Genomic DNA, 12,448 nt, shown 5'->3' with positions numbered 1-12,448 from the left:
ATCGAGGCAGCGGGCAACCGCTGCCTCCTGCGTTTCAGGAGCGACCATCATGGCGCTGAACAACAAGCTTCTCCTCATCATCCTGGACGGCCTACCCTGGCGCAATTGGCGCCGCTTCATGGGCAATCTCGAGGGGTGGGTGCAGTCAGGCGATGCGCGCGTGTGGAAGATGCGCTCCGTCCTGCCGTCGATCTCGGCCTGCTGCTATGCCTCGATCCATACCGGCGTTCCGCCGCAGGTGCATGGTGTGTTGTCGAACTCGATCCGCCACCGCGTCCAGCAGCCCGACATCTTTTCCGAAGTGACCAAGGCTGGCGGCAAGACGGGTGCGGTGACGCATTCGTATTGGTCCGAGTTTTTCAAGCGCTTCCCCTTCGATACGATTGAAGACCTGGAATATGATGAGCCCGGCAGCCCGATCGCCCATGGCCGCTTCCACACGATGAGCGGCTACAACCTGCGCAACCAGATGACGCCGAGCGACATCGACCTGTTCGCAACGCTGACCATGCTGACCAAGCGCCATGGCATCGACTACGGCATTCTCCACACCTGCACGCTGGACTCGATGGGCCATCGCTACGGCCATGACTGCCACGAAATGGACGAGGCATTGGTGATGATGGACGTGATGCTGGCAGCCTTCCTGCCCGGCTGGCTGAAGGCAGGCTACGAGGTCATCGTCACCGCCGACCACGGCCAAACCGACCGCGGCCATCACGGCGGCCACGACGACGAAATGCAGGATTTCGCACTGTACTACTTCGGCAAGGGCAAAGGCCCGGCGCAAGACACGCTGCTCGACCAGCTGCAACTGGCGCCCACCGTGCTGGCCCGCCTCGGCGTGCCGGTGCCGGACACGATGAAGGCGAAGCCGTTTCTAAGCTGAGACAAGGACATGACGCCGGACCAGTTGCGCACGATCTATGAGGCTTACATAGACTGTTTGAACAGGCAGGATTGGCCACAGCTTGAAGCGTTTGTCGCCGGCAATGTGCACTACAACGGCGGGCTGATCGGCTTGTCCGGCTACCAGCAGATGTCGGAAAAGGATCACCGCGACATTCCAGATCTTAGCTTCAACATCCAGATGCTTGTTGCTGAAGGATCCACGATCGCCGCAAGGCTGCGATTCAACTGCACGCCGCGAGCCGAGTTTCTAGGATTACCCGTCAACGGGCAAAGGGTGTCGTTCTGCGAGAACGTCTTCTACCGTTTCGAAGCCGGCAAGATCCATGAGGTCTGGTCGGTAATCGACAAGGCGGCAATCGAAGCGCAGCTCGGCGGCTAGTTTCGGCAGTTCTTTTCGCTTCGAGAAGCCTTCGCTTCCAAACGCCACGCAAACAAAAAGGCCGCCCTTTCGAGCGGCCTTTTTGCCCTCCGATCTCGACGGGGCTTCAAGCCGCCTTTTCGAGATCCGTTTTCCAGGTGCCGATGGCGGCCAGCGAGTTCATGCGGGCGCGGTGAGTGAAGGCGCGCTGGCCGGCGGCGACGTTTTCTGTCTTGCCGCTCCAGGCTTGGAGCGCTGCGGCCTGTAATGCGCGGCCGTAAGAGAAGGTGAGCTTCCACGGCAGGTCGTAGTTGGCGTTCATGGCCGAGAGATGCGCGGTGGCTTCTTCGTCGGACTGGCCGCCGGAGAGGAAGGCAATGCCCGGAACGGCCGAGGGCACGGTGGCCTTAAGAACGCGCACGGTCTTTTCCGCCACCTCCTCGACGCCCGCCTTGCGGGCATTTTTGCCGTCGATGATCATGTTCGGCTTCAGGATCATGCCTTCAAGCGAAACGCGGGCGTCGTAGAGCTCGTCGAACACGGTCTTCAGAACCCATTGGGTGACTTCAGCGCAGCGGTCGATCGAGTGATCGGCAGGCGCGCCGTCCATCAGCACTTCCGGCTCGACGATCGGCACGATGCCGGCTTCCTGGCAAAGGGCTGCATAGCGGGCGAGCGCCTGGGCGTTCTGCTTCACCGCACCCCAGGTCGGAACGCCTTCGGCAATCGCGATCACGCCGCGCCATTTGGCGAAACGGGCGCCAAGGCCGTAATACTCGGCCAGACGCTCGCGAAGGCCATCGAGGCCTTCGGTGATGCTTTCGCCGGGAAAGTTCGTGAGATCCTTGGCGCCGGCATCGACCTTGATGCCCGGAATGGAGCCAGCAGCCTTGATGAGGTCGGCGAGCGGCGTGCCGTCGACGGCCTTCTGGCGCAGCGTTTCGTCGTAGAGAATGACGCCGGAGATGTACTTGCTCATCGCCTCGTCGGAGCGGAACAGCATTTCGCGGTAATCACGGCGGCTGTCGGCTGTGGACTCGACCTTGATCGCATCGAAGCGCTTCTTGATGGTGCCGGAGCTTTCGTCCGCGGCAAGGATGCCCTTGCCGTCGGCAACCATGGCCACTGCGATGTCTTCAAGCCGTTCGCTCATTGCTGTCTCCTGCTGGGGTTGGTGCGCCCATACCAGAAGCAACCAAGAAGGGGAACAGCACCTAAAGCGTTGAACCGATTGAAACTTTTTTCAATCGGTTTAGATGGCTTGGACCCCGCATAAGCGCGCGGAGTCCTCGGCTTCAATCCACCTCAGGCCTGCTTGAGCACCTGCACGCCAGGCAGATCCTTGCCTTCCATCCATTCCAGGAAAGCGCCGCCGGCCGTCGAGACATAGGTGAAGGCGTCTTCCACGCCGGCATGGTTGAGCGCCGAAACCGTGTCGCCGCCACCGGCGATCGAGACGAGGTCAGCGGCCTTGGTGCGCTCGGCCGCATGCTGAGCGGCAGCGACCGTCGCCTTGTCGAAGGGCGCGATCTCGAAGGCGCCGAGCGGGCCGTTCCAGACCAGCGTCTTGGCCTTGTCGATCCACTGGTTGACGGCCTTCACCGTGTCTGGGCCGACATCGAGGATCATCGCATTGGCGGGCACCGCATCTATCGCCACGACTTCGTTGGCGGCATTGGCCTTGAACTCGCGCGCGACAACGGCATCCGTCGGCAGGACGATAGCGCAGCCGGCCTTTTCGGCAGCGGCGAGGATGGTTTTTGCGGTATCGGCGAGGTCGTGCTCGCAAAGCGACTTGCCGACATCCACCCCTTGAGCGGCCAGGAACGTGTTGGCCATGCCGCCGCCGATCACCAGCGCATCGACGCGCGTCACGAGGTTCTGCAACAGGTCGATCTTGGTGGAAACCTTGGCGCCGCCGACGATGGCCACGACCGGTTTCTCCGGCGAGCCCAAGCCCTTTTCAAGCGCATCGAGCTCGGCCTGCAGGGTGCGGCCGGCATAAGCGGGCAGAATGTGGGCGAGGCCTTCGGTGGAGGCGTGGGCGCGATGGGCGGCCGAAAACGCGTCGTTGACGAAGATGTCGCCGGACGCCGCAAGCGCCTTGGCGAAGTCCGGATCGTTCTTTTCCTCGCCCTTGTGGAAGCGGGTATTCTCGAACAGCAGGATGTCACCGCCCTGGATCGCATTGGCGGAGGCTTCGGCCACCTCGCCGATGCAGTCTTCCACGAAGGCGACGGGGCGGCCGAAGATGCCGGCTGCGGTCTCAGTGATCGGCTTCAGGGAATACTTCGCGTCCGGCGCGCCTTTCGGCCGGCCGAAATGGGCGAGCAGGATAATGCGCGCGCCCTTGTCGGCGAGTTCGGTGATGGTCGGCTTTACGCGCTCGATGCGGGTCGCGTCGGACACTTTGCCATCCTGCATCGGCACGTTGAGGTCGACGCGCACCAGCACGCGCTTGTTCTTGACGTCCGCGTCGTCGAGCGTCCGAAAAGCCGCCATATCCCCGAAACTCCCTGTCCTGATTTGTGCGCGGAATAGACCGCAGGCGCTGCCTTCGCGCAAGCCGCAGCGGCGCGGCAAAATCGATTAAAGCAGCCGTAAAAGAAAAGGGCGCCCGGCCGATGCCGAACGCCCTTCGATCAAGATCGTACTTAACCGGCTTAGAGCAGCTTGCCCATGGCCACGGCCGTGTCGCACATGCGGTTCGAGAAGCCCCATTCGTTGTCGTACCACGCCAAGATTCGCACGAAGTTGCCTTCGAGAACCTTGGTCTGGTCGAGCGCGAAGGTCGAGGAATGCGGATCGTGGTTGAAGTCGATCGAGACATTCGGCTGATCGGTGACGGCAAGAATGCCCTTCAGCGGACCGTTGGCGGCAGCGGTCACGGCTTCGTTGATCTCGGCAACGGTAGTGTTGCGCGAGGCTACGAATTTCAGGTCGACCACAGAGACGTTCGGGGTCGGTACGCGGATCGAGGAGCCGTCGAGCTTGCCCTTGAGTTCCGGCAGAACGAGGCCGACGGCCTTGGCGGCACCGGTCGAGGTCGGGATCTGCGACAGCGCCGCGGCGCGGGCGCGGTAAAGATCCTTGTGCATCGTGTCGAGCGTCGGCTGATCCCCCGTATAGGAGTGGATCGTCGTCATGAAGCCCTTCTCGATACCGACAGCTTGGCTCAGCACGTAAGCAACCGGTGCCAGGCAGTTCGTGGTGCAGGACGCATTCGAGATGACCACGTGGTCCTTGGTCAGCTTGTCGTGGTTCACGCCATAAACGACCGTGAGGTCGGCGCCATCGGCCGGAGCCGACACGATCACGCGCTTGGCGCCAGCCTGAAGGTGGGCGGAGGCCTTTTCCTTCGAAGTGAAGATGCCCGTGCATTCCAGCGCGATATCGACGCCTAGATCCTTGTGCGGCAGTTCGGCCGGGTTTTTCACCGCGGTGACCTTGATGCGCTTGCCATCCACCACGATCGCATCGCCATCGACTTCGATCTTGCCGGGATACTTGCCGTGGATAGAATCGAAGCGCAGCAGATGCGCATTGGTTTCCACCGGGCCAAGATCGTTGATTGCCACGACTTCGATGTCCTCGCGGCCATTCTCATGGATGGCGCGAAGAATGTTGCGGCCGATACGACCAAAACCGTTGATGGCAACTTTGACTGTCATTCCACTCTCCCAAATAGCTCGGATCAGGCGGTCATTAGTGTTTGAATGCGTCGATCAGGCGGCGAGACGCTTCTGCGCGGCTTCGGCGGCCGCATCGGCGGTGATGCCGAAATGCGGGTAAAGATCCTCGATCTTGCCGCTGGCGCCGAAGGTGCTCATGCCAATGAAGATGCCGTCCGAGCCGATCAGGTGATCCCAACCATTGCGGACGCCGGCTTCGATCGCGACCTTCACCTCGGCCTTGCCGATAATGGCGCGCTGGTATTCCTCGCTCTGCTTGGCGAAAAGCTCCATGCACGGGACGGACACGACGCGGGCGGCAATGCCCGCAGCCTTCAGCTTGTCGAAAGCGCCCATGGCAATCTCGACTTCCGAACCCGTCGCGAAGATCGTGACCTTGGCGTCGCTGTCTCCGGCCAGCTCATAGGCACCGCGCGCCGACTTGTTCTCGTCCGTATGCTCGGTGCGCAGAACCGGCAGGTTCTGACGGGTCAGAGCCAGCGTCGAAGGCGTGTCCTTCGATTCCAGTGCCGCTTGCCAGCATTCCACGGCTTCCACCGCATCGGCCGGACGCATGACGTAGTGGTTCGGGATGCAACGCAGCGCTGCCAGATGTTCCACCGGCTGGTGGGTCGGGCCGTCTTCACCGAGACCGATAGAGTCATGCGTCATCACGAAGATGGAACGGATATGCATGAGCGAAGCCAGGCGCATGGCCGGCCGCGCGTAATCGGAGAAGGTCAGGAAGGTGCCGCCGTAAGGAATGACGCCACCATGCAGCGCCAGTCCGTTGATGGCTGCGGCCATGCCGTGCTCGCGAATACCGTAATAGATGTAGCGGCCGGAATAATCGTCCGCCGTCAGCGGCTTGGTCTGGCTGGTCTTGGTGTTGTTGGACCCGGTCAGATCGGCCGAACCGCCGACCGTGTCGGGCACCACGCCGTTGATGACTTCCAGCGCCATTTCCGAGGACTTGCGGGTCGCGACCTTGGGCTTTTCGGCCGAAAGCTTCTTCTTGTACTTGATGATGGTTTCATTGAAACCGGCCGGCAGATCACCGCGGAAACGGCGCTCGAACTCGCCCTTGGTTTCCGCGTCGATCGTGTTGAAGTGTTCCTGCCAGGCCTTGCAGGATTTGGCGGCATTGAGGCCGGCCAGGCGCCAGGCGTCGAGCACATCAGACGGCACGACGAAAGGCTCCGAATCCCAGTTCAGCGCCTTGCGGGTGCCCGCGATTTCTTCCGATCCCAGCGGCGAACCGTGAGCCTTGCTGGTGCCCGCGCGGGTCGGAGCGCCGAAGCCGATCGTGGTGCGGCAGGCGATCATGCTTGGCTTGTCGGACGCCTGGGCGGCCTCGATGGCCTGAGCAATCGCTTCCGGATCATGACCATCGATACGCTGCGTGTGCCAGCCCGAGGCTTCGAAGCGCGCGCACTGATCGGTCGAGTCCGACATCGACACGGCGCCGTCGATCGTGATGCGGTTGTCGTCCCAGAACACGATCAGCTTCGACAGCTTGAGGTGACCCGCAAGCGAAATGGCTTCCTGGCTGATGCCTTCCATGAGGCAGCCGTCACCGGCCAGAACATAGGTGTAGTGGTCGACGAGGTCGTCGCCATAGGCCGTGTTCAGATGGCGTTCGGCGAGCGCGAAGCCGACCGAATTGGCAAGCCCCTGGCCAAGCGGGCCGGTCGTCGTTTCGATGCCATCGGCATGCTTGTATTCCGGATGGCCGGCGGTCTTGGAACCGAGCTGGCGGAAATTTTTGATCTCGTCGAGCGTCATGTCCTCGTAGCCGGTCAGATACAGCAGCGAGTAAAGGAGCATGGAGCCGTGGCCGGCGGAAAGAATGAAGCGGTCGCGGTTCGGCCAGTTCGGGTTCTTCGGGTCGAAGCGCAGATAGCGGCTGAACAGAACGGTCGCGATATCGGCCGCGCCCATCGGCAAGCCGGGATGGCCCGAGTTTGCTTTTTCCACCGCATCCATCGACAGGAAGCGGATCGCATTAGCCATCCGGTCGTGTTTGTCGCGTGAAGTCATGGCGATGCTCGCTCTCGTGATGCGGTTCGACGTGGCATGGTGGCCTGGAAGATGCAGACCACGGGGTCGCCGGGACACATAGCAGGCGGCCAAGGCGTGTCAATCAAAGCTCGCGCAAACACCCGCTTTGGTGGTCAGTTCCACCAGATCGTGATGGCGAAAAGATGAGGCCCTGCACAATGGTCATCATACCGAGGGGGGACGGTGGTACATCTCCTCCTTCACCCTCTTTGCGGGGGATAGCTTAACCCATTGATTGACGTTGCACCCTCAAGCCGCCAAGATTCTTGCGCAATTGGCCGGCTGATCGTTATTTTTGATTCGGCGGAGGGGGAAGGCTGGATCACAGCCCCGCGCCGGGTCTTTGAGATGGGGTAGATGTCGGAAGCCACTTTGAAAGATGCCTTGACGCGGCTCGGTCACGCCATGGTCGCGCTTGAAGATGCGGTGTCGTCCCGCATCGAGCGCGAGGGCGACTATGTCGAGGCCGAGGCGGAAGTGCAGCGCATGAATGCCGATCGCGCTCGCCTCGCCGGCGAGCTCGACAAGTCTGAAGCGCGCGCGGAACGTCTCGAAGACGCCAACAAGGAAGTCTCGCGTCGCCTGGTTACGGCGATGGAAACGATCCGCGCCGTGCTCGACCGCTAGGAAGGACAGGGATGCCGCAAGTCACCGTGACGATCGACGGCAAGGCCTATCGAATGGCCTGCGACGAAGGTCAGGAAGAACACCTGATCGACCTGGCCGAGCGGTTCGACCGCTATGTCGGCCATCTCAAAGGCAGTTTCGGCGAGATCGGCGACCAGCGCCTGACGGTCATGGCGGGCATCATGATCATGGACGAGCTCACCGAACTGCAAAAACGCATGCAGGGGATCGACGACGAGATCGATGCGCTTCGTGCATCGCGCGACGAAGCGCTCGCCAAGGCTAACCAGACCGAAACCGCGCTGACCGATACTCTGGTCGATGTTGCCGGTCGCATGGAAACACTGGCCCAACAGGTTGCAGCCAAGCCGGCTTGAACGGCTATGCCCGCACCACCATTCTCTTGCCGTGATGCAGCGTTAGTAATTGGCGCTGACAGGTGAGGTTTGCAGTTGGTGCATTTGGCGAAAGCAACGAAGCGGTTCGGTCAGGCGCTCAGCGCGGCTGCCATGTTGGCCATCGCAGCTACTGTCCCTGCCCGCGCCGAGACCTTTACGGCCGAATATGTCGTCACCATCTTCGGCATCACGATCGCCCGCACCAGCTTCACCAGCACGCTCGATGCCAACAGCTATGCGGTGGACGGCACGATCTCCAGTTCCGGCCTCGGCGCCGTTTTCGACGACACGAAAGGCGTCGTGCACACATCCGGAAGCCTCAAGAAAAGTGAGCCGCAGCCAACCACCCATATGCTGGATTACACCTCCGGCAAGAAGAAGCAGCGCACCACGGTTCGGTTCGAAAACGGGCAGGTCGTTGCTACCGAGAACGTGCCGCCGCCCAAGCCGCGTCGCCATGGCTGGGTGCCGGTGGAAGCCGGAGATCTCACCGGTGTGGTCGATCCGCTGACCGCCACGCTGGTGCGCGCCAACTCACTCGACGAAGTGTGCAACCGCACCGTCCATATCTATGACGGCGAATTGCGTGCCGACCTGACCCTCACCTATGCCGGCAAGGCGCCAGCCGTTGTCGGCGACTTCAAGGGGGAAGGCGTTACCTGCACCATCCGCTTCAAGCCGATCTCGGGTTATCGCAAGGGCTCCAAGACGATGGACTACCTCTCGGCCGGCCACGACATGCGCGTAACCTTTGCCAGGATGGGCGAGACCCAGTTCTTCGTGCCGCTGCGCGGCCAGGTCGAAAGCCGCATCGGCACCGTTTACTTCCGCGTCGGGAAGATCAGCTAGAGCGCCTTGCGTCCTCTTGGACGCACAAAGGACGCTCTAGCACTTTGATCCCCGCGCATCGTGCTTTCCGAAAATCGAAATCGATTTTCGGGCCGATGCTGTAGGCAGCACCCTATCCGCCTGCTACTCCGGCTTTGGTGCAGGAGGCGGGACAATGGCGCGGGCGACCCTGATCGGCTTTACGGCAGTAGCGATGTGGGCGCTGCTCGCCATGCTCACGGCAGCGTCGGGAACGGTGCCTCCCTTCCAGCTTTCAGCCATGACCTTTGCGATCGGCACGCTTGTGGGCCTCGCCATGCGGATCGTCCAGCCGGCACCAAAGGGCCTGAGGATCCCCCTGCAGGTCTGGATCGTCGGCATAGGCGGCTTGTTCGGCTACCACTTCTTCTATTTCACCGCCTTGCGTGCCGCGCCCGCCGTGGAAGCCAGCCTGATCGCCTATCTGTGGCCCCTACTGATCGTGCTGGGCTCGGCGCTGATGCCCGGCGAGAGGTTGCGCTGGTTCCACATCGCCGGAGCCCTGCTCGGCCTTGCGGGCACCGCACTGATCGTTACCAAGGACAGTGGCGTCGGCTTCGAAGCGCAATACAGCTTCGGCTACCTAATGGCCGCCGTCTGCGCGGTGCTCTGGTCCGCCTATTCGCTTCTGTCGCGCCGCTTTCCTGCCGTGCCAACCAGCATCGTCACCTGGTACTGCCTCGCCACCGCGATCCTGTCGCTCATGTGCCATCTCCTGCTTGAAGACACGGTGTGGCCGCGAGGCACAACGCAATGGCTGGCCGTTCTCGGCCTCGGCCTCATGCCGGTGGGTGCGGCTTTCTACACCTGGGACTACGGCGTGAAGCACGGCAACATCCAAGTACTTGGCGCAGCGAGCTATGCGGCACCGCTTTTGTCGACGCTAGTTCTGATCGCTGTCGGCGCTGCCGAGCCAAGCGGGCGCATCCTGGCAGCCTGCCTTGCGATTACGGGCGGCGCGGTGCTGGCATCCAAGTCGATGCTATTCGATCGCAAGGCGAGAACCGCCGTGACATCCGCTGAGGCCAAGGAGGCAAGACCTTGAAACAAAGCCTGATCCATGTCGTCAGCGCTGCTGGTCTTCTGCTGTCCGGCCTGTTTTCTGCGGCGTTCGCCGAGCCGGCCCGCGAGTCCCGTTACACGAATTTAAAGGAGTGCCGGCTTGTGGAATCGCAGGAAGACGAAGGCGGCTATTCCCTGTCTTCCTGTGCAGGCCACGGTGGCTACAAACTGGACGTGGTCGATGCCGATGCGCGTGAGAACATCTTCGTCATCACGCCCAAAGGCCAAAAGCAGAGCCTGCAGCTGCCGAGCCGTATGGGTGGCGGCTTCAGCAGTTTGGGCGACACGATCGAATGGCGCGGCCGTGTTGAAGGCGGCACCCTGCACCCGACTGCGATGATCGCCCGCTACCGGGTCGAGGATCCGAGCGGGCCCGGACGACCGACATCCTACCTTCTTGTTATCTCGCTACCGGGCAAGCCGTGCCTGGCAGCCGAAATCGCGCCCGGTCCGAACCAGAACGAACGCGCACGAGCCGCAGCCGACGGAAAGCTTTACTGCCTTCCAGAGGACTAAAGCGGCTCTGCTCCGCTCAGAACGCGTCTTTGCGTCGCCGCAGCTCGGCGAACACGCCGCTGTCGGTCGCGTCTTCCATGCCGAGTGTCCCACGGATGGCCGGATCGGCCCAGCGCAGGAACGGGTTGGTGTCGAGCTCGTCGCCGATCGTGGTCGGCAGCGTCATTTCCTTGCTGGCACGAAGGCGCTCGACCTCCTTGGCGCGGCGTTGAAGAACCTCGTTTTCCGGATCGACGCTCCGCGCAAACCGGGCATTGGCTTCGGTATATTCATGGCCGCAATGGACCACGGTATCACGTGGCCATTCAGCGATCTTTTTCAGCGACTCGAACATCACCGGCGGCTGGCATTCGAGCAGCCGGCCACAGCCCATCGCGAAAAGCGTGTCGCCAGTGAAGGCGAGCTTGGCTTCGGGAATGAACAGGCTGACATGGCCGGCCGTGTGCCCCGGCGTCGATACGACATGGATCGTGTAGGCGCCGAACGACAGCGTGTGGCCGTCATCATAGGCCTCATCGATGCCCGGAATATTGTCGCGCTCGGCCGCCGGACCGTAGATCGGCATGCCGTAACGCTGCTTCAGGCCCAGATTGCCAGCGACATGATCGGCGTGATGATGGGTGATCAGAAGCATGGTCGGCTTCCAGCCGGTGCGCTCGATGGCTGCAACAATCGGCTTTTCTTCCGGCGCATCGATGATCAGCGTCTGCTCGCTGTCGGGATCATGCACGAGCACGCCATAATTATCGCTGCGGCAGATGAATTGTTCGATCGAAAGCGGCATGGAAGGTTTCCCCTGTTTCCTGCCAAGACATATAGCGCTGGGCAAGGGCTTCCAGCGTCAGGTTGAACTCAGCGCATGCCGCATCTAGGTTCGGTTCATGAACACCGACATCGTCGACTTGCGCGCTTTCTACGCTTCCACCCTCGGACACCTGGCCGAGCGCGCCATCGCCATAGCCCTGGCTGCCGTCTGGGCGCCGCTGCCCAACGAGCGGCTGGTGGGGCTTGGCTATACGCTGCCTTGGCTGGAGCGTTTCGGCGGCGATGCTGAACGCGTGTTCGCCTTCATGCCGGCGCGGCAGGGCGCTGTGAACTGGCCGGCCGGCGCACCATCGGCTACCGCGCTTGTGTCGGAAGAAGACTTGCCGCTAACCGACTCCTCGGTCGACCGTCTGCTTCTCGTGCATCTTCTGGAGCATTCCGAAAATCCCAACGAGACGCTGACCGAGATCTGGCGCGTTCTGGCGCCCGGCGGCCGCTTGGTGCTTGTCGTGCCGCATCGCCGCGGTGTGTGGGCGCGCATGGAGCACACGCCTTTCGGCACCGGCCGGCCCTATTCCCGTACGCAGCTGATGACGCTGTTGCGTGAAGCCAACTTCACGCCCGGCGCCTGGGGTGACGCCCTGTTCTTCCCGCCTTCCACCAGCCGCTGGATGATGCGCCTCGCCCAGGTCCTAGAACGCGCCGGCCGCCGGTTCTGGCCGATCTTTTCAGGCGTGATCGTGGTGGAAGCGCAGAAGCGGTTGTATCAAGGGATACCGGTGGCGAAGCGCGTGACGCGGCGGGTGCTGGTGCCGGCGCTGAGCCCGCAGGGTGCAGTGCGGGTGGGCGCTAGTGAGCCCAAGCGCTGAGCGCACGAACTTTTTCGACGATTTTGCGGCTTGTCGACAGTTCTCCCAGCGTGACTTTCAGAAGTGGGTCATGGCTCTCGATGCTGTCCAAGGCGTCCTTCAGGGAAAGAAGCAGTTCAGCGGTGCCTTCCACCTCGTCGAGCGAATAGCGACCCGGATCAACATCGGCTTCCTCAAGTTGCGCCCGGACCTGAGCCAGTTTTTGCTGCAGGGTCCGTAGATGCGCCAACGCTTCAGCTATCAAGCCGTCGAGCGACGCGCCGCCAGCGACCCGGGTGCGCACAAAATCGGCGGTTTCCGCAGAAAGAGCTATGGTCAACCGCTTAGGCATCGAGTGACCTC

The 12,448-nt window shown here is 62.1% G+C and carries 14 protein-coding genes; 8 read left to right on the top strand and 6 right to left on the bottom strand.

Annotated elements, in window-relative coordinates:
* The first annotated feature begins 49 nt into the window (after window positions 1-49).
* Window positions 50-889, top strand: coding sequence for an alkaline phosphatase family protein (locus IE166_RS16330; protein WP_189505740.1), 840 nt, complete (start codon window positions 50-52; stop codon window positions 887-889).
* Window positions 890-898: 9 nt separating this feature from the next.
* Window positions 899-1,291 (top strand): ester cyclase, encoded by a 393-nt coding sequence (locus IE166_RS16325; protein WP_189505731.1) that lies wholly within the window; start codon window positions 899-901, stop codon window positions 1,289-1,291.
* A 106-nt stretch (window positions 1,292-1,397) separates the two neighbouring features.
* Here the strand turns inward: IE166_RS16325 and IE166_RS16320 are convergent, their stop codons facing one another.
* The 4 genes from IE166_RS16320 to tkt all read right to left on the bottom strand — a co-directional run bounded on the left by IE166_RS16320 (window position 1,398) and on the right by tkt (window position 6,981).
* Entirely contained in the window at window positions 1,398-2,423 is a 1,026-nt protein-coding gene (locus IE166_RS16320) for a class I fructose-bisphosphate aldolase (RefSeq protein WP_189505729.1), read from the bottom strand.
* Between the two features lie 152 nt (window positions 2,424-2,575).
* Complete coding sequence (locus tag IE166_RS16315; protein ID WP_189505727.1) at window positions 2,576-3,772, bottom strand: phosphoglycerate kinase; 1,197 nt, start codon at window positions 3,770-3,772, stop codon at window positions 2,576-2,578.
* Between the two features lie 161 nt (window positions 3,773-3,933).
* Window positions 3,934-4,941 (bottom strand): type I glyceraldehyde-3-phosphate dehydrogenase, encoded by a 1,008-nt coding sequence (gene gap / locus IE166_RS16310; RefSeq protein WP_189505725.1) that lies wholly within the window; start codon window positions 4,939-4,941, stop codon window positions 3,934-3,936.
* A gap of 54 nt (window positions 4,942-4,995) precedes the next feature.
* A complete protein-coding gene (tkt, locus tag IE166_RS16305; protein WP_189505716.1) occupies window positions 4,996-6,981 on the bottom strand; it encodes a transketolase in 1,986 nt (661 codons plus the stop codon).
* Window positions 6,982-7,359: 378 nt separating this feature from the next.
* Between tkt and IE166_RS16300 the strand changes: the two genes are divergently transcribed.
* The 5 genes from IE166_RS16300 (at window position 7,360) to IE166_RS16280 (ending at window position 10,472) form a co-directional block, all read left to right on the top strand.
* Window positions 7,360-7,629 carry a DUF4164 domain-containing protein gene (locus tag IE166_RS16300; protein WP_189505715.1) on the top strand — a complete coding sequence of 90 codons (270 nt, stop codon included), beginning with the start codon at window positions 7,360-7,362 and terminating at the stop codon, window positions 7,627-7,629.
* An 11-nt stretch (window positions 7,630-7,640) separates the two neighbouring features.
* Window positions 7,641-8,006 carry a cell division protein ZapA gene (locus IE166_RS16295; RefSeq protein WP_189505713.1) on the top strand — a complete coding sequence of 122 codons (366 nt, stop codon included), beginning with the start codon at window positions 7,641-7,643 and terminating at the stop codon, window positions 8,004-8,006.
* A 132-nt stretch (window positions 8,007-8,138) separates the two neighbouring features.
* Entirely contained in the window at window positions 8,139-8,876 is a 738-nt protein-coding gene (locus IE166_RS16290; RefSeq protein WP_189505711.1) for a DUF3108 domain-containing protein, read from the top strand.
* 154 nt (window positions 8,877-9,030) lie between these two features.
* Window positions 9,031-9,939 (top strand): aromatic amino acid exporter YddG, encoded by a 909-nt coding sequence (gene yddG / locus IE166_RS16285; RefSeq protein WP_189505709.1) that lies wholly within the window; start codon window positions 9,031-9,033, stop codon window positions 9,937-9,939.
* A complete protein-coding gene (locus IE166_RS16280) occupies window positions 9,936-10,472 on the top strand; it encodes a hypothetical protein (protein ID WP_189505707.1) in 537 nt (178 codons plus the stop codon). Before yddG ends, IE166_RS16280 begins: the two co-directional genes overlap by 4 nt.
* A 16-nt stretch (window positions 10,473-10,488) precedes the next feature.
* Here the strand turns inward: IE166_RS16280 and gloB are convergent, their stop codons facing one another.
* Window positions 10,489-11,256 (bottom strand): hydroxyacylglutathione hydrolase, encoded by a 768-nt coding sequence (gloB, locus tag IE166_RS16275; protein ID WP_189505706.1) that lies wholly within the window; start codon window positions 11,254-11,256, stop codon window positions 10,489-10,491.
* A gap of 97 nt (window positions 11,257-11,353) precedes the next feature.
* Here gloB and IE166_RS16270 point away from each other — a divergent pair, with 97 nt between their 5' ends.
* On the top strand, window positions 11,354-12,106 hold the full coding sequence (locus IE166_RS16270; RefSeq protein WP_189505704.1) for a class I SAM-dependent methyltransferase: 753 nt from the start codon (window positions 11,354-11,356) through the stop codon (window positions 12,104-12,106).
* On the opposite strand, the gene IE166_RS16265 is transcribed toward IE166_RS16270, so the two are convergent.
* A complete protein-coding gene (locus tag IE166_RS16265; RefSeq protein ID WP_189505702.1) occupies window positions 12,087-12,437 on the bottom strand; it encodes a hypothetical protein in 351 nt (116 codons plus the stop codon). The two genes, IE166_RS16270 and IE166_RS16265, sit on opposite strands and share 20 nt — an antisense overlap.
* Window positions 12,438-12,448: the final 11 nt, after the last annotated feature.

This window comes from Tianweitania populi, assembly GCF_014652875.1.
GTDB classification, from domain to species: Bacteria; Pseudomonadota; Alphaproteobacteria; order Rhizobiales; family Rhizobiaceae; genus Tianweitania; species Tianweitania populi.
The sequence above is the reverse complement of the archived record's forward strand: the minus strand, read 5'-3'. Positions and strand labels throughout refer to the sequence as shown.